General features: G+C 71.5%; 15 protein-coding genes. 10 read left to right on the top strand and 5 right to left on the bottom strand.

The features are described 5' to 3' along the window. The first annotated feature begins 72 nt into the window (after nt 1–72). Both AB0L71_RS06680 and AB0L71_RS06675 read left to right on the top strand, forming a co-directional pair. Nucleotides 73–549 (top strand): MarR family transcriptional regulator, encoded by a 477-nt coding sequence (locus tag AB0L71_RS06680; RefSeq protein WP_365238761.1) that lies wholly within the window; start codon nt 73–75, stop codon nt 547–549. Nucleotides 550–1113: 564 nt separating this feature from the next. Further along, the gene (locus AB0L71_RS06675; protein ID WP_365238758.1) at nt 1114–2610 is read left to right on the top strand and encodes an IMP dehydrogenase; all 1497 of its coding nucleotides are present in this window, start codon (nt 1114–1116) and stop codon (nt 2608–2610) included. A gap of 84 nt (nt 2611–2694) precedes the next feature. On the opposite strand, the gene AB0L71_RS06670 is transcribed toward AB0L71_RS06675, so the two are convergent. Beyond that, nucleotides 2695–3075, bottom strand: a complete 381-nt coding sequence (locus AB0L71_RS06670) for a MerR family transcriptional regulator (RefSeq protein ID WP_365238755.1) — start codon at nt 3073–3075, stop codon at nt 2695–2697. Nucleotides 3076–3147: 72 nt separating this feature from the next. Between AB0L71_RS06670 and AB0L71_RS06665 the strand changes: the two genes are divergently transcribed. Next, a complete protein-coding gene (locus AB0L71_RS06665) occupies nt 3148–3957 on the top strand; it encodes an alpha/beta fold hydrolase (protein ID WP_365238753.1) in 810 nt (269 codons plus the stop codon). A gap of 38 nt (nt 3958–3995) precedes the next feature. Here AB0L71_RS06665 and AB0L71_RS06660 read toward each other — a convergent pair whose 3' ends face one another. The 4 genes from AB0L71_RS06660 to AB0L71_RS06645 all read right to left on the bottom strand — a co-directional run bounded on the left by AB0L71_RS06660 (nt 3996) and on the right by AB0L71_RS06645 (nt 11281). Then, nucleotides 3996–6305, bottom strand: a complete 2310-nt coding sequence (locus tag AB0L71_RS06660) for a serine/threonine-protein kinase (protein ID WP_365238751.1) — start codon at nt 6303–6305, stop codon at nt 3996–3998. A gap of 31 nt (nt 6306–6336) precedes the next feature. Continuing rightward, a complete protein-coding gene (locus tag AB0L71_RS06655) occupies nt 6337–8820 on the bottom strand; it encodes a protein kinase (protein ID WP_365238748.1) in 2484 nt (827 codons plus the stop codon). 238 nt (nt 8821–9058) lie between these two features. Beyond that, on the bottom strand, nt 9059–10015 hold the full coding sequence (meaB, locus tag AB0L71_RS06650; protein ID WP_365238746.1) for a methylmalonyl Co-A mutase-associated GTPase MeaB: 957 nt from the start codon (nt 10013–10015) through the stop codon (nt 9059–9061). A gap of 66 nt (nt 10016–10081) precedes the next feature. Continuing rightward, the gene (locus AB0L71_RS06645; RefSeq protein WP_365238743.1) at nt 10082–11281 is read right to left on the bottom strand and encodes an acetyl-CoA C-acetyltransferase; all 1200 of its coding nucleotides are present in this window, start codon (nt 11279–11281) and stop codon (nt 10082–10084) included. A gap of 135 nt (nt 11282–11416) precedes the next feature. Here AB0L71_RS06645 and mce point away from each other — a divergent pair, with 135 nt between their 5' ends. From mce to AB0L71_RS06610, 7 genes are all read left to right on the top strand, one after another. Then, nucleotides 11417–11845: a methylmalonyl-CoA epimerase gene (mce, locus tag AB0L71_RS06640; RefSeq protein ID WP_365238740.1), complete on the top strand. Its 429-nt coding sequence runs from the start codon at nt 11417–11419 to the stop codon at nt 11843–11845. A gap of 203 nt (nt 11846–12048) precedes the next feature. Further along, complete coding sequence (gene scy, locus AB0L71_RS06635; RefSeq protein ID WP_365238737.1) at nt 12049–15894, top strand: polarized growth protein Scy; 3846 nt, start codon at nt 12049–12051, stop codon at nt 15892–15894. Between the two features lie 184 nt (nt 15895–16078). Then, nucleotides 16079–17017, top strand: a complete 939-nt coding sequence (locus AB0L71_RS06630; protein ID WP_365238734.1) for a cellulose-binding protein — start codon at nt 16079–16081, stop codon at nt 17015–17017. 87 nt (nt 17018–17104) lie between these two features. Further along, nucleotides 17105–18166, top strand: a complete 1062-nt coding sequence (locus AB0L71_RS06625; protein WP_365238730.1) for an ATP-binding cassette domain-containing protein — start codon at nt 17105–17107, stop codon at nt 18164–18166. A 5-nt stretch (nt 18167–18171) separates the two neighbouring features. After that, a complete protein-coding gene (locus AB0L71_RS06620) occupies nt 18172–18951 on the top strand; it encodes an ABC transporter permease (RefSeq protein ID WP_365238727.1) in 780 nt (259 codons plus the stop codon). A 149-nt stretch (nt 18952–19100) separates the two neighbouring features. Next, nucleotides 19101–20237, top strand: coding sequence for an ATP-binding cassette domain-containing protein (locus AB0L71_RS06615; protein ID WP_365238724.1), 1137 nt, complete (start codon nt 19101–19103; stop codon nt 20235–20237). After that, a complete protein-coding gene (locus tag AB0L71_RS06610; protein WP_365238721.1) occupies nt 20234–21106 on the top strand; it encodes an ABC transporter permease subunit in 873 nt (290 codons plus the stop codon). The genes AB0L71_RS06615 and AB0L71_RS06610 overlap by 4 nt, the downstream gene beginning before the upstream one ends. The last annotated feature ends 33 nt before the right edge of the window (nt 21107–21139 follow it).

Below are 21139 nucleotides of genomic sequence, written 5' to 3'. Positions count from 1 at the left end.
CCCCGAGCGGGTATCGAGCGTCACACTCCACCCACTTCGTCCGTCTTTCAACTTCTTAGGTAGAATCCATACATGGAGACCGAGACGGCCACTCGCTGGCTGACCGAAGCGGAGCAGTGCGCCTGGCGCACCCACCTGGACGTCAGCAGGCTGCTGATGCACCAACTGGAGAAGGATCTCCAGCCGTTCGGCCTGACCAACAACGACTACGAGATCCTGGTCAACCTCTCGGAGTCGGACGACCAGCGCATGCGGATGAGCGATCTCGCCGCCGCGACACTGCAGTCCAAGAGCAGACTCTCGCACCAGATCACCCGCATGGAGAACGCGGGCCTGGTCCGCCGGGAGAACTGCGAGTCCGACCGGCGCGGACTGTACGCGGTCCTCACCGAGGAGGGCGCGGAGATGATGCGGAAGGTGGCGCCGCACCATGTGGCGTCGGTGCGCAAGCACTTCATGGACCTGTTGACACCGGAGGCGCTGGCGAACCTGCACGCGGCACTGGCGCCGGTCGCGGAACACCTGCGGGGGCGCCGCGGCAGGGTGTGAGCCCGGGGGCGGGCGGGGGTGACGTACTCGTCCGGCCTCCGCAGCAGGAGCGGTGACCTTCAGTTGGCGCCCGGGGGCAGGGAGCGCTGCGCCGGCGCCCGCACCAGGGGTGACGTACACCGGGCGCCCGGCAGCCGCAGCTCGAATCGTGCCCCGTCCGCCATCCCCGTACGGCGACCGAGCAGCGCCGTCCGGCTCAGTTCGCACGCTGGGCGATGAGCAGGCCCAGACCGTCCAGGATGCGCTGCAGGCCGAACTCGAATCCCTGGTCCTGGCCGCGTCTCCCCGGCCCGATCCTCGTCGCCCGCTCCGACGACCTGAAGCAACCACCCGAGGGGACGGCTTCCGGCGTGGGACACGATTCGTGCACCGGCCGAGTTGATCGATAAGGTGCCAGATCTCGACCGCACCCCGTTCGATTCAAGGGGCCGGTCAGGGCTCTGCCGCAGTGTGTGGCACCTCCACGGCTGCCGTGCCGATCTCTGCCTGTCCGGCCCCGCGGGACACGAGGGCGGTCGTCGCGGCGGGGCAGCCGGGCCCCGGCCAACGGGTCAGGAGGAACGAGTGGCACAGATCATCGCCGAGGTCTCACGGACGTTCAACGAGTTTCTGCTCTTGCCGAACCGGACTCGAACCGGCTGCTCGACTACGACAGTTGACCTGCGCGCACCCCTGGCGCGCCACGCCACGGGCGAGGCATCGGCGATCGAACTGCGGTCGCCGTTCACGTCCGCGATCATGCAGGCCGTCAGCACACCTGATCTCGCGATCGCGCTCGCGCGCAACGGCGGTCTGAGCTTCCTGCACCACAACCAGCCGATCCATGACCAGGCTGCAGCGGTCCGCCAGGTGAAGAACTTCAAGGCCGGATTCGTCACCAGCGACACCAACGTCCGCGCTGACGACAGCCTGAGCCTCCTGGTCGACGTCATGCGCCGCACCGGTCACAGCACCGCCGCGGTCACCCACGACGGGACCGCCACCGGCCGCCTGCTCGGGCTGGTGACCTCCCGCGACTTCCACCCTCAGCGCCACGACCTGGACGGTCCGGTCAGCGGCCGGATGACCGCTCTCGCCGAACTGGCCCATGCCGGACCCGACACCACGCTTTCCGGAGCCAACGCGCGGCTGTGGGACGAACGGCTGGACTGCCTCCCGGTCGTGGATGCCGAGGGTCACCTGCAGCACCTGGTGTTCCGTTCGGACTACGCGGACAACAAGCGCTACCCGCATCAGGTCGTGGACACCGCCAAGCGCCTGCGCGTGGGCGCGGGTGTCAACACCCACGACTATCAGGAGCGCGTCCCGGCCCTGTTGGAAGCGGGCGTGGACGCGTTGTGCTTCGACTCGTCCGACGGTTACAGCGACTGGCAGGCGCAAGCGCTGACCTGGGTGAAGAAGCACTATCCGGAGATCCCGGTCGGGGGTGGCAACGTGGTCGACGGCGAGGCGTTCACCTTCCTCGCCGAGGCGGGGGCCGACTTCGTCAAGGTCGGGGTGGGCGGCGGCTCCATCTGCATCACTCGCGACCAGAAGGGCATCGGCCGCGGCCAGGCGAGCGCTGTGCTGGACGTCGCGGCGGCCCGGGACGCCTTCCGTGAACGCACCGGCGAGTATGTGCCGATCTGCTCCGACGGCGGGCTGGTGCACGACTACCACGTGGCCCTTGCGCTGGCGATGGGAGCCGACTTCGTGATGATGGGACGTTACTTCGCACGCTTCGACCAGGCCGCCGGCGCGAAGCTGCCCACCCGTGACGGCTTCGTCAAGGAGTACTGGGGCGAGGGCTCGAACCGGGCCCGCAACTGGCAGCGCTACGGCCAGGGAGGCCAGGAACTGGTCTTCGAGGAAGGCGTGGACGGCTACGTCCCCTATGCGGGCGACCTCAACGAAGGGCTCGCCCTGACCACCGCCAAGCTCAAGACCACGATGGTCTCCTGCGGCTCCACCACCCTGCCGGAGTTCCGGTCCACGGCCCGGCTGACTCTCGTTTCGGACCAGAGCTTCCAGGAGAGCCACGCCAACGTCAGCCTGCGGGACAGCCCGGCGACAGCCTCCTGACAAGCAGCCGAGTACCGACCACAGGAACACTGGTCGGAGGGGAACAGTGCACGGTCGGAACACCCCCTCCCTCCAGTAGCCCCCTCAGCCAGTCCTCCCGGGCGGAGGCACGCTCGTGGGCGCGGCGGCGATGACGACGTCGAGCATCGTGCGGGATGCCCGCAACTCCTCGATGGCACGGGTGATCCGCTCGCTCTCCTGCCGTAGCTGGGCGACCAGATCCGGGCAGGTGGGCACGAGGCGGTCGTCGTCTGCACGGATACAGGGGAGAACCTGAGCGATCAGAGAGGTCGGGAGACCGGCTGCCAGCAGGCAGCGGATGCGGCGCACTGTCTCTACGTCGGACTCGCTGTAGATGCGATAGCCGCTCGGCAGCCGTTCCGGTGCCAGCAGTCCTTGCTGCTCGTAGTAGCGCAGCAGGCGCTCGTGGACTTTTGTGCGCCGGACCATCTCCTTCATACGCATGCGGCTCGCGTCTCCCCGTGCGCAACGCGCGACTTGACTCTGACACCGATGTCGGAGTTTAGCGTCGGCCACATGAACACCCCACACTCGCTTGCCACTTCCGATCTCGACGTCATCGTGCAGGGCAGTGGCCCCGCGCTGTTGCTTGCCCATGGCGCCGGCGGAGGCATCCAGGGCAACTTCGGCCTCGTCCTTGACGACCTCGCCCAGGACCACACCCTCGTCGGCCCGCACTACCCAGGAGCAGGCGGCTCCCCCGTGGCCACCGAACCCCTGGACCTGGACAACCTCGCCGACCAACTGGTCGCCGCCGCCGTCGCGGCGGGCCAGGAGTCGTTCGCCGTGCTCGGGGAGTCGCTCGGCAGCGCCGTTGCCGTCCGGATGGCCGCCCGGCATCCCGAGCGGGTCCGGGCACTCGTCCTCACCGCCGGCTTCGCGGTCGCGGACCCCGTCCTGGCTCTCGCCACCCGGCTCATCAAGTCCTTGGCGGACGCGGGCCAGTGGGATGACGTGGCACGGCTGGCCCACCTATCGTGCCTGGCATCGACGGACCTGGCTGACATCGATCCGGCCGGCCTCGACGCAGCGGTCGCCCGGACGCTGGCCGGGATGCCTCCGGGCACGCTGGACCACTTCGACCTGGTATCCCGAGTGGACGTCCGGGCCGACCTGGCGGGACTGTCCGCACCCACCCTGGTGGTGGTGCCCACCGGCGACCGGCTGGTGCTGCCGGAGAGCTCGTACCGGCTGGCGAAGGGCATCCCGGGCGCCCAGCTGATCGAGCTGCCCGGCGCGGCGCACATCCTCAACGAGGCCGACCGCGCGACGTGGCTGCGCCACGTCCGCGAGTTCCTCGGCACTTTTCCCGCGGTGTCGGCGTGACTGCTCCGACCAGGCCCGCCCGGCAACTCCTCGGCACGTCAGGGCGCGTAGACGGACAGCACGGTCCCGTCGCCGAACCCCAGGAAGAGCGCGTCGCCCCGGGCGAGGAGCGAGACGGACGCCGGGTCGAGCGGAGCACCCGGCTTCCCCGGCCAGTCGGTCAACAGATCTCCTGTCTCGTCCGCGTCCTGCCCGGCGGCGGACAGTGCTACGGCGGACACCCCGTACCCCTCCACGACCAGCGCCTGGTCGCCGGCGACGAACGTGCTGCCCATCGTCTGCAGCCCCTCGCCGCCGTCGTACGTCGCCCAGTACTGCCGCCCGTCGGCCAGACCGAACGCGTACACCCGCGTCCTGCCGCTCACCACGACCTTGCCGTCCCGCGAGAGCGCGGGGCGGTGGGCGATGTCGACCCCGGCGGCGATCGTCCTGCGGTTCTGTGGCGCCGTCACATCGACGACGGTCAGGCCGTTCGAGCCGGAGCAGAGGAGTTGCTTTCCCTTCAGGACCGGCATGCGGCAGGCGAGTTCGTCGGCGCCGATGCCTCCCAGCCGGGCCCCGTCGGCGCCCTTCAGCACCGTGGCGCCGTCGCCGGCCACGACGAGCCGGCCGTCGGCGAAGGCGAGTTCGGCGTCGGTGGCCGGGTCCTCCCACTCCTTGTCCCACATGCGGCCGTGTGTACCGGTGAGCCGGTGGGCGACGATCCGGCCGGAACCTGCGCCGCTGGTGGGGTTCGTCGCGTAGTAGAGGACGCCGCCGGACTGGACCGAGTCGGCCACCTGGGCGCCGTCCGGCAGCGGCTCCCGCCACTGCTCGGCGCCGTCGACCAGGTTGTGCGCCACCAGGGCGCCGTCCTCGAAGGCGTACACGGTGGTATCGATGACCGCGGCCACCGCGGCGGGACCCGTGCCCGCCTTCAGCTGAGGGGTCTGCCAGCGCTGCTTCCCGTTCGCGGCGTCCAGCACCGTGATGCGCCGCGGACCGCCGCACACCAGGGACGTGCCGGCCAGGACGCACTCCACCGGTCCGTCGGCGATCTTGGCCTTCCATGCCTTCCAGCCCGCGGGTCTGGTGGACACGTCCGCGGCGGCCGTCCCGAAATCGCCGGTGCGACCCGCGTCCGCGCCCGGAACGACGGCGGGCCCGGCCTCGGTCCGTACGGCACCCGAGGCGGATGCGGTCGGATGCACCGCGCCGCCCGCCCCGCCCGTGCCACCGTTGCCGCCCTCCCCCTCGAAGAGCCCCGGCAGCAGGACCGTCCCCAGCACCGCACACACCACCGCGGCCGCCGCCAGCGCGATCCACCGCCCCCTGTTCCCCTGCCGGACCCCGGACACGGACGCCGGCACCACGGGCGTCGGGGCGAGAGCGGGCCCGCCGTGGTCCGGGGCGTGGAACGGGACCGGCGGTGCGGCAGCGGCAGGCCCGGTCGCCTCCGCGACGGCGCGCGCCCCGGCCGCGTGCGCGGCCAGTAGTCCCTGAATCGGCTCCGGCCAGGGAAACGACCCACCGACCGCACCGCCCGCCCGCTCCCCCAGCAGCATCTCCACCAGCTGCCGCGGAGTCGGCCGGGCCCCGGCGTCACTGCGCAGGCACTCCTCGATCACGGCTCGCAACTGCGGTGGTACGCGGGACAGTTCGGCATCGCCCTGGGAGATGCGGAAGATCACCGCCGCCATGTCCGAGTCGTCGAACGGCCCCCGTCCGGTCGCGGCGAAGGCGAGCACCGCTCCGAGGCAGAACACGTCCGAGGCCGGTACGAGCGCGCGTGAACCGTTGACGTGCTCGGGCGAGATGTAGCCGGGGCTGCCCACCACGACGCCGGTCCGGGTCAGTTGAGTGGCGTCGAAGGCCTGGGCGATCCCGAAGTCGATCACCTTCGGACCGTCGGCGCCCAGCAGCACGTTGCCGGGTTTGAGGTCGCGGTGGAGTACGCGTACGGCGTGCATGTCGGCGAGTGCGCGGGCCAGGGCGGCCCCCATCTCCCGGACCGCCGGCTCGGGCAGCGGCCCGGTGCGGATCACCGCTTCGGCGAGCGAGGGGCCGGGGACGTACTCGGTCGCCAGCCAGGGCAGCCGGCCGTTCGCGTCGCCGCCGACGAGAGCCGCGGTGTGCGGACTGCGCACGGCACCCGCCGCGTCGATCTCACGGCGGAAGCGGATCCGGAAACCGTCGTCGAGGTCGAGATCGGGACGTACGGTCTTCAGCGCGACCAGCCCCGCGAGAGGATCTCGCGCGCCGGCGGAGCGGGCCAGGTACACCTCGCCCATGCCACCCGCACCGAGCAGGCCCAGGAGCTGGTAGGGGCCGACCAGCCGGGCCCGTCCCGCGGGTAGCGGCTCGATCACTGCGCGGCTCCTTCGCCGGTCGTCGGACGGTTCACTCGGGCAGCGGCAGGGAGACGACGGTGCCGTCGCCGTAGACGACATGGACGACACCGCCGACCGGCAGCACCTGCGGGTCGAGGAGTTCCTTGTCCAGCATCACGCCGTCCGTGACGCGGTCGTACGTGGGTGTCCTGCTCGGCCCCGGGGCGCCCGGAATGCGGGTCCTGGTGAGTGGGCCGAGGGTGCCGTCCGGGCGGATCGGGACCGTGTACAGCGTCGTGCTGTCCGCCCAGACCACCGTGTCCGCGACGATCAGGGGGTCGGAGACCGGGTTGCTCATGCCCGCCGCCGCGTTCCCGCCGATCGGGTACCGCCCGAGCGGCCGGCCGCCGGCGATGCCCACGACGACGATCTCGTCGGGCACGCTCTCGACGTACTCGTCGCCCCGGCGGAGCGTGACCACCCGGTCGTCGAGCGCGGTCAGCGTCGCCCCGGCGACGAGCGAGGAGTCCACCGACACATGCCCCTGCCCCCGGAGCGTCCCCGCCGCGAACCGCAGCAGGACCATGTCGTCGCCGAAGCCGGAGGGATCGTCGTTGGTGACGTACGTCGTGCAGAAGGCGAAGGAGCCCCGCACCCGGAGCGATCCACACCCCGAGTTCGTCCTGTCCCCGGTCCCCTGCACGGCCTCGCCGTCGGCCGTGCCCAGCACCGTGCCGTCCTTCGGCCGGAACGCCTTCGGTGCGTCCTCTCCGACGGCGTACAGCACCGTGCCGTCGGTGGCGACCGGCCAGAAGTTGCTCTTCTGGGCGTTGGAGATGTTCTGCGGGGCGAGTTCCTTCTGCCACGTGAGGGCGCCGGTCGCGAGGTCGTAGGCGGCGAGCGCGGCACCCTCGGGCGCCGCCGTGGTGGCGGCGAAGACCAGCCCGTCGACGACGACCGGGGCGCTGTCCAGATCGTGCGCACCGCCCGACCGGGTCTCCCACCGGACCTTCCCGGTCCGGGCGTCCAGCGACTGCAGCCGGTCGCCCGCGGCAAGCAGGACGATGTCGTCGTACACGGTGGGGCGGGTGGCTCCGGCCGGCATGAAGAACTGCCCGCGGGGCCCCCAGCCAGCCGATCGGGATTTCTGCCCCGTGTCCAGCGTCCACATCCGGTGCCCGTCGGCCGCCGACAGGGCCTCGTAGGTGCCGTCCGTCTTCCGGCACACCACGACGTCGCGGCCCGCGGAACAGCCGATCGGACGCCCGGAGAGCTTCCCCTGCCAGGACTTCTTCCAGCCGGTCGGCCGGACGTCGCGGCCGTACGGGATCGTGCCCGAGGCGTCCGGACCGCCGTTCTCGTCCACTCCGGCCATGATTCTGGGGGCGGCCGGTGAACTCCCCCCGCGCGACGCCTCCTCGGGGGTGGTGTGGTTGTTGCGCCAGACCAGCAGGCCCCCGGTGGCGGCTCCCAGCACGACCAGCGCCGCGAGGGCCGCGGCCAGGGTGCGGCGGGAGCGGCGCGGGGGCTGCGCGAGACCCGGCCCCTGGGTGGGCGCGACATGCAGGCCCGGGATGAAGTCGGTGCCCTGTGTGGGGAGTTGGTGGAGCGAGGCGGGGTTCTGTGGGGTTACTTCGGTGGGCGTGTAGCCGGGCAGCAGCGGACCGTTGAGCGCCATGACCCGGGCCAGTTCGCGCTCGTACTCGGCGATGTGCTGCCCCACGGACTCGGGCCATCGCCCGGCCGCCCCGGGTGCGAGCCGCCGGGCGAGTTCCTCGGCGGTGGGACGGGCGGCCGGGTCGGCGGCCAGGCAGTCCTCCAGGACGGTACGGAGCGCCTCGGGCACCTCGCCGAGATCGGCCTCGACGCACTTGACCCGGTAGAGCACGGCGGCGAGCGGCCCGTCGCCGAACGGGTCGCGCCCGGTGGCGGCGAAGCAGAGCACGGAGGCGAGGCAGAAGACGTCGGAGGCGGCGACGACCCGGCCGCTGCCCGCCACATGCTCCGGCGACATGAACGCGGGGCTGCCGACCATGCGGCCGGTGGTGGTGAGCGGGGTCGCGCCGGTGTCCCGGGCAATACCGAAGTCGATGAGACGCGGACCGCCGGCCGCGAGCATCACGTTGCCCGGCTTCACATCGCGGTGGACGATCCCTGCCGCGTGAACGGCCGCCAGGGCGCGGGCGAGCCCGGCACCGAGCATCCGCACCTCGGCCTCGTCCATCGCGCCCGCCCTGCGGACGGCGGCGGACAGGGTCGGGCCCGCCACGTATCCGGTGGCCAGCCAGGGCACTTCGGCGTCGGCGTCCCCGTCGAGCAGCAGCGCGAGATGGGGGCCGGTGACGGACCGGGCCACGGTGATCTCACGTCGGAAGCGGCTGCGGAAGCCGGGGTCCTGGGCCACGTCGCGCCGGACCGTCTTGACGGCGACCGGTGCACCGTCACCGTCCCGGATACCGAGGAACACCTCCCCCATGCCACCCGCGCCGAGCCGGGCCCGTATCCCGTACGGGCCGATCCGTCCGGGCGAGTTCTCCCGCAGCGGACCCAGCATGCGTCGCTCCCCCCGTAGGTTCGCATGGCCGGTGGATGCCCTGGTGCCCGCATCCGGCCGCCATCCTGCCACGGACGCATCAGCGACCGCAGCTCCGGCCCCACCCCAGCTGACGCACCGTCAACCATGCGGGGCGGCAGCCGTGTCGGGGAGGATCCCGGGTGCCGCACACAGACACACGGACGGGACCCGAAGGCGGCCCGCACGCCGCCCCGGATCCCGTCCGGTTCGTCCGAGGTCAGGCCCCGGTGAGTCCTGCCACGAGCTCGTCCGCCGCCGCGTACGGGTCGAGGCTCCCGGTCACGATGCGTTCGGCGAGCGCGCCGAGATGGCGGTCGCCGTGCAGATCGCCGATGCGCTCCCGCAGCCGGGTGACGGCGATGGTCTCGACCTCGCGGGCCGCGCGGGCCGTGCGCCGCTCGGCGAGCACTCCGTGCTCCTCCATCCACGCCCGGTGCTTCTCCAGCGCCTCGACGACCTCGTCGATGCCCTCGCCCCGGGCGGCGACCGTCTTCACGATCGGCGGCCGCCAGTCGCCAGGGCCGCGGGCCTCACCGAGACCCAGCATGTGGTTGAGCTCGCGCGCGGTGGCGTCCGCACCGTCCCGGTCGGCCTTGTTGACGACGTACACATCGCCGATCTCCAGGATTCCGGCCTTCGCCGCCTGGATGCCGTCGCCCATGCCGGGCGCCAGCAGGACGACGGAGGTGTCCGCCTGCGAGGCGATCTCCACCTCGGACTGGCCGACGCCGACCGTCTCCACCAGGATCACGTCGCAGCCCGCCGCGTCCAGCACCCGGATCGCCTGCGGTGCCGACCAGGCGAGGCCGCCGAGATGCCCGCGGGTGGCCATGGAGCGGATGTACACGCCCGGGTCGGAGGCGTGCTCCGACATCCGGACCCGGTCGCCGAGGAGCGCGCCGCCGGAGAACGGCGAGGACGGGTCGACGGCCAGGACGCCGACCCGCTTGCCCGCCCGGCGGTACGCCGAGACCAGCGCCGACGTCGAGGTCGACTTGCCGACGCCGGGCGAACCGGTGAGGCCGACGACGTAGGCGTTTCCGGTCAGCGGCGCCAGGGCCGCCATCACCTCACGCAGCTGCGGCGAGGCCCCCTCCACCAGGGAGATGAGGCGGGCCACGGCCCGCGGCCGGCCCGCACGGGCCTGCTCCACCAGGGTGGGGACGTCCACCATCACCGCTCCGTTCACTGCGTGCGTGCTTGCTCTACGTGTACTACGGACCAGCGGCCCGGGACGTTCCTACCTGGGGACGCGAATGATCAGCGCGTCGCCCTGGCCGCCGCCGCCGCACAGCGCCGCCGCTCCGGTGCCGCCGCCGCGCCGCTTCAGCTCCAGCGCCAGGTGCAGCACCACCCGGGCGCCGGACATGCCGATCGGGTGACCCAGCGCGATGGCGCCGCCGTTCACGTTCACCTTGTCGGAGGTGATGCCGAGGTCCTTCATCGACTGGACGGCGACCGCCGCGAACGCCTCGTTGATCTCGATGAGGTCGAGGTCCGCGACCTCCAGGCCCTCCTTCTTCAGGGCGTGCCTGATGGCGTTGGACGGCTGCGACTGGAGCGAGTTGTCCGGGCCCGCCACATTGCCGTGGGCGCCGATCTCGGCGATCCAGTCCAGGCCCAGCTCCTCGGCCTTGGCCTTGCTCATGACGACGACCGCGGCGGCGCCGTCGGAGATCTGGGAGGAGGTGCCCGCGGTGATCGTGCCGTCCTTGGCGAAGGCCGGGCGCAGCTTGCCGAGGGACTCCACGGTCGTCTCCGGGCGGATGCCCTCGTCCTTGGAGAAGAGGACCGGGTCGCCCTTGCGCTGCGGGATCTCGACCGGGGTGATCTCGGCCTCGAAGATGCCGTTCTTCTGGGCGGCGGCGGCGCGCTGGTGGGACAGGGCGCCGATCTCGTCCTGCTCGGCGCGGTTCAGCCCGAGGCGGGTGTTGTGCTTCTCGGTGGACTCACCCATCGCGACGTTCTCGTAGGCGTCGGTCAGACCGTCGTACGCCATGGAGTCGAGCATCTCGATCGCGCCGTACTTGAAGCCCTCGCGGGACTTCGGGAGCAGGTGCGGGGCGTTGGTCATGGACTCCTGGCCACCGGCGACGACGACGTCGAACTCACCCGCACGGATCAGCTGGTCGGCGAGCGCGATCGCGTCGAGCCCGGACAGACACACCTTGTTGATGGTCAGGGCGGGGACGTTCATCGGGATGCCCGCCTTGACCGCGGCCTGGCGGGCCGGGATCTGGCCCGCACCGGCCTGCAGCACCTGGCCCATGATCACGTACTCGACCTGGTCACCGCCGATGCCGGCCCGGTCCAGCGCGGCCTTGATCGCGACGCCCCCCAGATCGGCCCCGGAGAAGCTCTTCAGCGAGCCGAGGAGGCGGCCCATGGGCGTGCGTGCGCCCGCGACAATCACTGAGGTCGTACCAGTCGTTCCTGACATGAGCCGCAGCCCCTTGGGAATAGGAGTGAACGAGGGTTTACCTGAATGTACTGAGCGGTTCCGCGCCCGTCATCCGGCAGCGGGTGTGACGGCGCGCACGTTGCGTAACCATCGGTGGGACGCTGCACTGGTTCCATGCTGACGCGAATCGACCACATCGGGATCGCCTGTTTCGACCTCGACAGGACTGTCGAGTTCTACCGCTCCACCTACGGGTTCGAGGTGTTCCACTCCGAGGTCAACGAGGAGCAGGGCGTCCGGGAGGCCATGCTCAAGATCAACGATACGTCCGACGGAGGTGCCTCCTACCTCCAGCTCCTGGAGCCGACCCGGGAGGACTCCGCCGTGGGCAAGTGGCTGGCGAAGAACGGGGAGGGTGTCCACCACATCGCCTTCGGAACCGCGGACGTCGACGCCGATGCGGCGGACATCCGGGAGAAGGGCGTCAGGGTGCTGTACGACGAGCCCAGGACCGGTTCGATGGGGTCCCGGATCACCTTCCTGCATCCCAAGGACTGCCACGGCGTCCTCACAGAACTGGTCACCTCATCAGCGGAGCACTGACCTCCGGATACCTGGCCCGGTAGAGTGGGCGGTTCCGGGCCGGGGCCGGGTCGGGGGCGCGCCGCGTTCCCAGCCGTTGATCTGCCACCATTCCCCGGGGGACCGTTCACCGGTGAACGGTACTCGTTGGAGAGGTGCGACCAGGGTTGGGGTCTCCCCTGCTCGAACGAAGTTGAGAGCTCGGGGAAGGATGGGACCGCGCAGTGCGGGGCTACGAACGCCAGGAGAGCCACCGAGCTGAAGACGACCATCTCTCACGGTTCGAAGCCAAGATGGACCGGCTGAGGACCGACCGGGAGAAGGCCGTCCAGCACGCCGAGGATCTCGGTTACCAGGTCGAGGTCTTGCGCGCCAAGCTGCACGAGGCCCGGCGCAATCTCGCGACCCGTCCCGCCTACGACAGCGCGGACCTCGGCTATCAGGCCGAGCAGATGCTGCGGAACGCCCAGATCCAGGCCGATCAGCTGCGCACCGACGCCGAACGTGAGCTGCGGGACGCCCGCGCGCAGACCCAGCGGATCCTCCAGGAACACGCCGAGCACCAGGCCCGGCTCCAGGCCGAGCTGCACAACGAGGCCGTGCAGCGGCGCCAGCAGCTCGACCAGGAGCTTGCGGAGCGCCGCCAGACCGTCGAGTCCCACGTCAACGAGAACGTCGCCTGGGCCGAGCAGCTCAGGGCCCGGACGGAGTCCCAGGCGCGCCGGCTGATGGCGGAGGCCCGTGCTGAGGCAGAGCAGTCCCTGGCGGCCGCGCGCGCCGAGGCGGGGCGGGTCACGGAGGAGACCAGGCAACGGGTCGGTTCGGAGGCCGAGGCGGCCCGTGCCGAGGCCGAGGCGATCCTGCTGCGCGCCCGCAAGGACGCCGAGCGACTGCTGAGTGCCGCCTCCGCCCAGGCGCAGGAAGCCACCAGCCACGCCGAGCAGTTGCGTACGTCCACGACGGCCGAGACCGAGCAGGCGCGGCAGCAGACCACCGAGCTGACCCGGGCCGCCGAGCAGCACATGCAGGAGGCCGAGACCCGGCTGCGCGAGGCCCGTCTGGCCGCCGAGAAGGTCACCGCCGAGGCGAAGGAGACCGCGGCCAAGCAGCTGGCCGCCGTCGAGTCGCAGAACGAGCAGCGCACGCGTACGGCCAAGTCGGAGATCGCCCGGCTGGTCGGCGAGGCCACCACGGAGGCCGAGGCGCTCCGGACGGAGGCCGAGCAGGCGCTCGCCGACGCCCGTGCCGAGGCCGACCGGGTGAAGTCCGAGGCCACCGAGAAGGCCCGCACGGCAGCCGCCGAGGACGCCGCGGCCCAGCTCGCCAAGGCCGCCAGGACCGCCGAGGAAGTACTGACCAAGGCGTCCGAGAACGCCCAGTCCACCACCCGGGCGGCGAGCGAGGAGGCCGACCGGATCCGCCGGGAGGCGGAGGCCGAGGCGGACCGGCTGCGCGGCGAGGCCGCCGAGCAGGCCGATCAGCTCAAGGGCGCGGCGAAGGACGACACCGAGGAGTACCGGGCCAGGACGGTCGAGCTGCAGGAGGAGGCGCGCCGGCTGCGCGGCGAGGCCGAGCAACTGCGCTCCGAGGCGGTCGCGGAGGGTGAGCGGATCCGCGGCGAGGCCCGCCGTGAGGCCGTCCAGCAGATCGAGGAGGGCGCGAAGACCGCCGAGGAGCTGCTGGCCAAGGCGAAGGCGGACGCGGAGGAGCTGCGGACCACCGCGGGTACGGAGAGCGAGCGGGTCCGCGGCGAGGCCGCCGAGCGCGCCGCCGCGGTGCGCAAGCAGGCCGAGGAGGCCCTGGAGCGCGCCCGGACCGAGGCCGAGCAACTGCGCACCGACTCCGAGGAGCAGGCCCGGTCCACCACCGCCGCGGCCGAACAGGCGGCGGCGGAGCTGCGCGGGGAGACCGAGCGCGCGGTCGCGGCCCGGAAGACCGAGGCGTCCGAGGAGCTGGCCCGGCTGCACGCCGAGGCCGACAGCAGGGTCACCACCGCCGAGCAGGCGCTCACCGAGGCGCGCGCCGAGGCGGAACGCATCCGGCGCGAGACCAACGAGGAGTCCGAGCGGCTGCGCGCGGAGTCCGCCGAGCGGCTGCGCACGCTGCAGGAGCAGGCGGAGGCCGAGGCGGAGCGGCTGCGTGACGAGGCCGCGGCGGATGCCTCGCAGTCCCGTGCGGAGGGCGAGTCCACCGCCGTGCGGCTGCGCGGCGAGGCGGCCGCCGAGGCGGAGCGGCTCAAGTCGGAGGCGCAGGAGAGCGCCGACCGGGTGCGGGCCGAGGCCACGGCCGCGGCGGAACGCGTGGGCACGGAGGCCGCCGAGGCGCTGGCCGCCGCGCAGGAGGAGGCCAACCGGCGCCGCCGGGAGGCGGAGGAGACCCTCGACGCGGCGCGTTCCGAGGCGAACCAGGAGCGCGAGCGGGCCCGCGAGCAGAGCGAGGAGCTCCTCGCCTCCGCGCGCAAGCGGGTCGAGGAGGCACAGACCGAGGCGCAGCGCCTGGTCGAGGAGGCGGACAGCCGGGCCACCGAGCTGGTCTCGGCCGCCGAGCAGACCGCCCAGCAGGTACGGGATTCGGTCAGCGGGCTGCAGGAGCAGGCCGAGGCGGAGATCGCCGGGCTGCGCTCCACCGCCGAGCATGTCGCGGAGCGGACGAAGTCCGAGGCGCAGGAGGAGGCGGATCGGGTCCGCGCCGACGCGTACGCGGAGCGGGAGCGGGCCGGCGAGGACGCGAGCCGGATCCGCCAGGAGGCGAAGGAGGAGTCCGAGGCCGCGAAGGCGATGGCCGAGCGGACCGTCTCCGAGGCGATCAGCGAGTCGGACCGGCTGCGCGCGGACACCGCGGAGTACAGCCAGCGGATGCGCACCGAGGCCTCCGACGCGCTGGCCTCCGCCGAGCAGGACGCGGCGCGCAGCCGGGCCGAGGCGCGCGAGGACGCCAACCGGATGCGTTCCGAGGCCGCGGCCCAGGTCGACCGGCTGGTGGGCGAGGCGACGAGCGAGGCCGAGCGGATCCGTACGGAATCCACGCAGCAGGCCACCCAGCTCGTCGAGGAAGCCACCCAGCAGGCCACCCAGCTCGTCGAGGAGGCCACCCAGCAGGCGGCCCGGATCACGGGCGAGGCCACGGACGAGGCCGAGCGGCTGCGTGCGGAGGCCGCGGCCACCGTGGGCTCCGCGCAGGAGCACGCCGCCCGCGTCGGGGAGGAGTCGGAGCGGGTGCGGGCCGAGGCGGAGGCCGAGGCCGAGCGGATGCGCTCGGAGGCCCGCCAGGAGGCGGACCGACTGCTGGACGAGGCGCGGGAGGCCGCGGCGAAGCGCCGAACCGATGCCGCCGAGCAGGCGGACCAGCTCATCGAGAAGGCCCAGGAGGAGGCGCTGCGCGCCGCCACCGAGGCCGAGGAGCAGGCCGACACGATGGTGGGCGTGGCCCGCAAGGAGGCCGTGCGGATCACCTCGGAGGCGACCGTCGAGGGCAACTCCCTGGTGGAGCGGGCCCGTACGGACGCGGACGAGCTGCTGGTCGGCGCGCGTCGGGACGCCACCGCCATCCGGGAGCGTGCAGAGGAGCTCAGGACCCGGATCGAGAGCGAGATCGAGGAGCTGCACGACCGGGCCCGCCGGGAGACCTCAGAGCAGATGAAGACCGCGGGCGAGCGCGTCGACAACCTCATGAAGGCGGCGACGGAGCAGCGCGACGAGGCGGCGGCCAAGGCCAAGGAGCTGCTGGCGGAGGCCAATTCGGAGGCGAGCAAGGTCCGGATCGCGGCGGTGAAGCGGGCCGAGACGCTGCTGAAGGAGGCCGAGCAGAAGAAGGCCGCGGCGGTCCGTGAGGCGGAGAAGCTGCGGGCCGACGCCGAGGCCGAGGCGAAGCGTACGGTGGACGACGGCAAGCGCGAACTCGATCTGCTGATGCGTCGGCGCGAGGACATCAACACCGAGATCTCCCGGGTGCAGGACGTCCTGGAGGCGCTGGAGTCGTTCGAGGCGCCGCCGAGCAACAAGGGCTCCGACGGCGTCAAGGCCGGCGCCTCGGCGGGCACCCGATCGAGTGGCAAGTCGTCTGAGGGGTAGCCGCCCTGACATCTCTCATGCTTCGTCAAGGACCTTCAGCCCTCCGAGCAGCAAGAGTTACCCGGGCCCGCCACTCAAAAGGGGTGTCATTCTCCAGATCAAAAGGGCATCCACTCGATGACACGCCGTCCGGGCCCCTAGGATTCCCTCTAACACCTCACCGGTCTCATTCGACAGGAACCTCATGAGCGACCCTTCCTCCCCCTTCGGCTTCGAGCTCGTGCGACGTGGATACGACCGCGGTCAGGTGGACGACCGCATTACCAAGCTCGTCGCCGACCGTGACAGCGCACTCACCCGCATCACGTCTCTGGAAAAGCGCATCGAGGAGCTCCACCTCGAAACGCAGAACGCCCAGGTCCAGGTGGACGACGCGGAGCCGTCGTACGCCGGTCTCGGTGCCCGCGTCGAGAAGATCCTCCGCCTGGCCGAGGAGGAGGCGAAGGACCTGCGTGAGGAGGCCCGCCGGGCCGCCGAGCAGCACCGCGAGCTCGCCGAGTCTGCCGCCCAGCAGGTGCGCAACGACGCCGAGTCGTTCGCCGCCGACCGCAAGGCGAAGGCCGAGGACGAGGGCGTCCGTATCGTCGACAAGGCCAAGGGTGAGGCTTCCTCGCTCCGCGCGGACGCCCAGAAGGACGCCGCGCAGAAGCGCGAGGAGGCGGACGCCCTCTTCGAGGAGACCCGCGCCAAGGCCGCCCAGGCCGCCGCGGACTTCGAGACCAACCTGGCCAAGCGCCGCGACCAGTCGGAGCGTGACCTCGCGTCCCGTCAGGCCAAGGCCGAGAAGCGCCTCGCCGAGATCGAGCACCGCGCCGAGCAGCTCCGCCTGGAGGCCGAGAAGCTCCGTACGGACGCCGAGCGCCGGGCCCGTCAGACGGTGGAGACCGCGCAGCGCCAGTCCGAGGACATCGTGGCCGACGCGAACGCGAAGGCCGACCGGATCCGCAGCGAATCGGAGCGCGAGCTGGCGGCGCTCACCAACCGCCGCGACTCGATCAACGCCCAGCTGACCAACGTCCGCGAGATGCTGGCGACGCTGACGGGGGCCGCCGTTGCCGCCGCCGGCGCGCCCGCCGAGGACGAGCCGGTCACCCGCGGCGTTCCGGCTCAGCAGACCCGCTGACCCCGGAGAACCACAGCTGTACCTCTTGCGCGCCCGGTTCCGCCCTGTGTGGTGGCGCCGGGCGCGCGGCCGTTCTAGCGTGAGCGCATGATCGAGCTCGAGGACCTCACCAAGCACTTCGGCAGCAAGGTGGCCGTCGACCGGCTCTCGTTCCGGGTCAAGCCCGGAATGGTGACGGGCTTTCTGGGGCCCAACGGGTCGGGCAAGTCCACGACGATGCGGATGATGCTCGATCTCGACCACCCGACCAGTGGCTCGGTGCGCATCGATGGCAAGCGCTACCGCGACCTGGAAGATCCCCTCACGTACATCGGGGCGCTGCTGGACGCGAAATCGATGCATGGCGGGCGCAGCGCGTACAACAATCTGCTCTGTCTCGCGCAGAGCAACCGCATCCCGGAGAGCCGGGTCGCCCAGGTGCTGGACACCGTCGGTCTGAGTGCGGTGGCGAAGAAGAAGTCGAAAGGTTTCTCCCTGGGCATGGGGCAGCGGCTCGGCATCGCGGCGGCGCTGCTCGGCGACCCGCAGGTGCTGCTCTTCGACGAGCCCGTCAACGGCCTCGACCCCGAGGGCATCCACTGGATCCGCAACCTGATGAAGACGCTCGCCGCGGAAGGCCGGACGATCTTCGTCTCCTCGCACCTGATGAGCGAGATGGCCCTCACCGCCGACCATCTGATCGTGATCGGCCAGGGCCGGCTGCTCGCCGACACCTCGATGGCGGACTTCATCCACCAGAACTCCCGCAGTTACGTACGACTGCGCTCGCCGGAGCAGGAGCGGCTGCGCGACGTCCTGCACGCGGAGGGCCTGATCGTGGTGGAGACGGGCAGCGGCACCCTGGAGATCGACGGCGCCACCACCGAGGCGCTGGGCGAGCTCGCCGCCCGGCATCAGCTCGTGCTGCACGAGCTGAGTTCCCAGCGGGCCTCTCTGGAGGAGGCGTTCATGCAGATGACGGCGGATTCCGTGGAGTACCACGCGCATTCGGAACTCGGTGAGCAACCACCGCCGGCCGGTGCACGCTGGGGTGACGAGTGGGACCGCCGGAACGCCGTCGACCCGGCCGGGAACGGCGCACCGGGCCTCCCGGACGCCCCCGGCGTCTCGGGACCGTCCAGCACCTCCGGCACGGGCAAGGGGGCGTGACGGCAATGGCCTCGGCAACAGCGGTCCTGACCTCGGAGTGGACCAAGATCCGTACGGTCTCGTCGACCGTGTGGACCCTGGTCTGCGCGTTCGTCGTCACCGTCGCGATGAGCGCGGCGCTCTCGGCCCTGATGAACGCCCAGTTCGACGACCTCCCCGCACCGGAGAGGGCCACCTTCGACCCGACCCTCATCAGCTTCTCCGGCATGATGCTCGGCCAGTTGGCCATGGTCGTCTTCGGGGTGCTGGTGGTCGGTACGGAGTACAGCTCGGGCATGATCCGCACCTCGCTGGCGGCCGTGCCCCGGCGTGGTTCGTTCCTCTTCAGCAAGATCGCGGTGGCCGGTCCGCTGGCCCTGGTGGTTGGCATCGCCACCAGCTTCGTCTCGTTCTTCCTCGGGCAGGCCCTCCTCGGCGACCACGGCACCGGCATCGGCGCCGAGAACGTCCTGCGCGCGGTCATCGGCGGCGGCCTCTACATGGGTCTGATCGGGATCTTCTCCATGGGCGTGGCGACGATGCTGCGCAGCTCCATGCTGTCGCTCGGCATCCTGATGCCGTTCTTCTTCCTGATCTCGCAGATCCTGTCGGTGGTCCCGGGGGCGAAGAAGGTCGCCCGGTACTTTCCCGACCAGGCCGGATCCAAGATCATGCAGGTGGTTCCCGACGCCATGAACAGCAACCCGGCGCCGTACGGGCCATGGGGCGGGCTCGGCATTCTGGTCGCATGGGTGGCGGCCGCGCTCCTCGGCGGCTACCTCGTCCTGAAGAAGCGGGACGCCTGAGCCGAGAGCCGGACACCGGACCGGCGGGAGCTAGTGCCGCAACTCCTTGGTCGGAACCGTCAAGCCCTGGATATCCTCCTAACTCCGACGGGGGGTGTACGGCCGCACGGCCTGGGCCCCGACGACCGAGAAGTCGATGGGGCTGGAGCATGATCGAGGCAGTCGGCCTGACCAAGCGCTATGGCGCGAAGACGGCCGTGTACAACCTTTCCTTCCAGGTCCGGCCGGGGGCCGTCACCGGGTTCCTCGGTCCCAACGGGTCGGGCAAGTCCACCACCATGCGCATGATGCTGGGCCTGGACCGACCGACTTCCGGCCATGTCACGATCGGCGGGCACCCCTACCGCAGCCTGCCGAACGCACCGCGCCTGGTGGGCGCGCTGCTGGACGCGAAGGCGGTGCACGGCGGGCGGAGCGCCCGCAACCACCTTCTCTCGCTGGCCCAGCTCGCCGGCATCCCGGCCGCCCGGGTCGACGAGGTGCTCGGTGTCGTCGGTCTCCACGAGGTGGCACGCAAGCGCTCCAACGGCTTCTCGCTCGGCATGGGCCAGCGGCTCGGCATCGCGGCGGCGCTGCTCGGCGACCCGCAGGTGCTGCTCTTCGACGAACCCGTCAACGGCCTCGACCCCGAGGGCATCCTCTGGGTCCGCAACCTGATGAAGACACTCGCCGCGGAAGGCCGCACGGTCTTCGTCTCCTCGCACCTGATGAGCGAGATGGCACTCACCGCCGACCATCTGATCGTGATCGGCCGCGGACAACTGCTCGCCGACATGAGCATCAAGGACTTCATCTCCGCCAACTCGGCTGATTTCGCCCGGATTCGGGTCGCGGACGGCGCGCAGGAACAGCGGGAGAAGCTGACCGCCGCCCTCTCCGAGGCAGGTGGCCAGGTCATGCCGGAGCCGGACGGGGCCCTGCGGATCACCGGTCTGCCCCTGCCTCGGATCAGCGATCTGGCGCACGGGGCGGACGTCCGGCTGTGGGAGCTCTCGCCGCACCAGGCCTCGCTGGAGGAGGCGTACATGCGGATGACCCAGAGCGCGGTGGACTACCGCTCGACGACGGACCAGAAGACCGGTCTGCGGCTGCCCGTACCCGGCGGGTACGGGCAGCCGCCGGTCCCGGACATGCCGCAGCAGGGCTGGTACGCGCCACCGCCGCCCGGACAGAACCCGTACGCGACGGCCCCGGCGGCGCCCTTCGCGCCGACGGCTCCCCCGGCGGCCCCTGCCGCAGCCCCCGCAGACCCGACCGAGCACGAGACCAGCGAGGACGCCCGATGACCACACCGCCGCCCCCGCAGGCGCCGTACCAGCAGCAGGCCCCGGTGCCGCGGCAGTACGGACCGAACGCATTCGCCGGGCCCTACGCCTCGTCGATCCCGGTGCGCCAGGCCACCCTCGGTGACGCGCTCGCCTCCGAGTGGACCAAGATCCGTTCGGTGCGCTCCACGATGTGGACGCTCGGCATCATGATCGTGCTGCTTCTGGGCATCGGCCTGCTCACGGCGGTAGCGGTCAGTGCCGCGACTGCCGACACCAGCGGCACCCCGGTGCTCAGCTTCGGTTTCTTCGGGGTGCTCCTCGGTTCGATCTGCGTAATCACGCTCGGCGTGCTGACCATCACCTCCGAGTACGGCACCGGCATGATCCGTACGACGCTGACGGCCTGCCCCAGCCGGGCACGGGTGCTGACAGCGAAGGCGATCGTCTTCTTCCTGCTCACCTTCGTCATCACGACCGTGACGACCACCCTGGTCGGCGTCCTGCAGACGGCCCTCATCGGCGGTCCTGCGCCCACCGGCGGCGACTGGTTGCGTGCCACGGTCGGCGTCGGGCTCTACATCGCGACGCTGGGACTGCTCTCGCTCGCCGTCGGGGCCCTCATCCGGCACTCCGCCGGTGCGATCACGATCATGATCGGGGTCGTACTGCTGCCGATCGTCCTGGCCCTGTTCATGGTCGCGGAGATGCTCAGCGATCTGCAGCGGGTCCTTCTCGAGTACTCCGTCCCCAGCCAGCTCAGCGCGCTCTACGACACCTCGGTCACCGGGTCGGGGCCGAGCGGCTGGGATTCGCTGTGGATCATGCTCGGCATCACGGCCGTGGCGATGGCCGGCGCCTTCCTGTCCCTGGAGAAGCGCGACGTCTGACCGGCCGCGCGCCCTCGGCCACCGGCGGGCGCT

Origin of the sequence: Streptomyces sp. NPDC052052 (genome assembly GCF_040680455.1) — a bacterium.
In the GTDB taxonomy this organism is placed as follows: Bacteria; Actinomycetota; Actinomycetes; order Streptomycetales; family Streptomycetaceae; genus Streptomyces.
Note: the sequence above shows the minus strand (reverse complement) of the source record. Positions and strands in the feature narration are given on the sequence as shown.

Excerpts from the sequence above, each read along its gene's own strand:
- AB0L71_RS06680 (WP_365238761.1), top strand. The coding sequence starts at position 73 with ATGGAGACCGAGACGGCCACTCGCTGGCTGACCGAAGCGGAGCAGTGC.
- AB0L71_RS06670 (WP_365238755.1), bottom strand. The coding sequence starts at position 3,075 with ATGCGTATGAAGGAGATGGTCCGGCGCACAAAAGTCCACGAGCGCCTG.
- AB0L71_RS06665 (WP_365238753.1), top strand. The coding sequence starts at position 3,148 with ATGAACACCCCACACTCGCTTGCCACTTCCGATCTCGACGTCATCGTG.
- AB0L71_RS06655 (WP_365238748.1), bottom strand. The coding sequence starts at position 8,820 with ATGCTGGGTCCGCTGCGGGAGAACTCGCCCGGACGGATCGGCCCGTAC.
- meaB (WP_365238746.1), bottom strand. The coding sequence starts at position 10,015 with ATGGTGGACGTCCCCACCCTGGTGGAGCAGGCCCGTGCGGGCCGGCCG.
- AB0L71_RS06645 (WP_365238743.1), bottom strand. The coding sequence starts at position 11,281 with ATGTCAGGAACGACTGGTACGACCTCAGTGATTGTCGCGGGCGCACGC.
- mce (WP_365238740.1), top strand. The coding sequence starts at position 11,417 with ATGCTGACGCGAATCGACCACATCGGGATCGCCTGTTTCGACCTCGAC.
- AB0L71_RS06630 (WP_365238734.1), top strand. The coding sequence starts at position 16,079 with ATGAGCGACCCTTCCTCCCCCTTCGGCTTCGAGCTCGTGCGACGTGGA.
- AB0L71_RS06625 (WP_365238730.1), top strand. The coding sequence starts at position 17,105 with ATGATCGAGCTCGAGGACCTCACCAAGCACTTCGGCAGCAAGGTGGCC.
- AB0L71_RS06620 (WP_365238727.1), top strand. The coding sequence starts at position 18,172 with ATGGCCTCGGCAACAGCGGTCCTGACCTCGGAGTGGACCAAGATCCGT.
- AB0L71_RS06615 (WP_365238724.1), top strand. The coding sequence starts at position 19,101 with ATGATCGAGGCAGTCGGCCTGACCAAGCGCTATGGCGCGAAGACGGCC.
- AB0L71_RS06610 (WP_365238721.1), top strand. The coding sequence starts at position 20,234 with ATGACCACACCGCCGCCCCCGCAGGCGCCGTACCAGCAGCAGGCCCCG.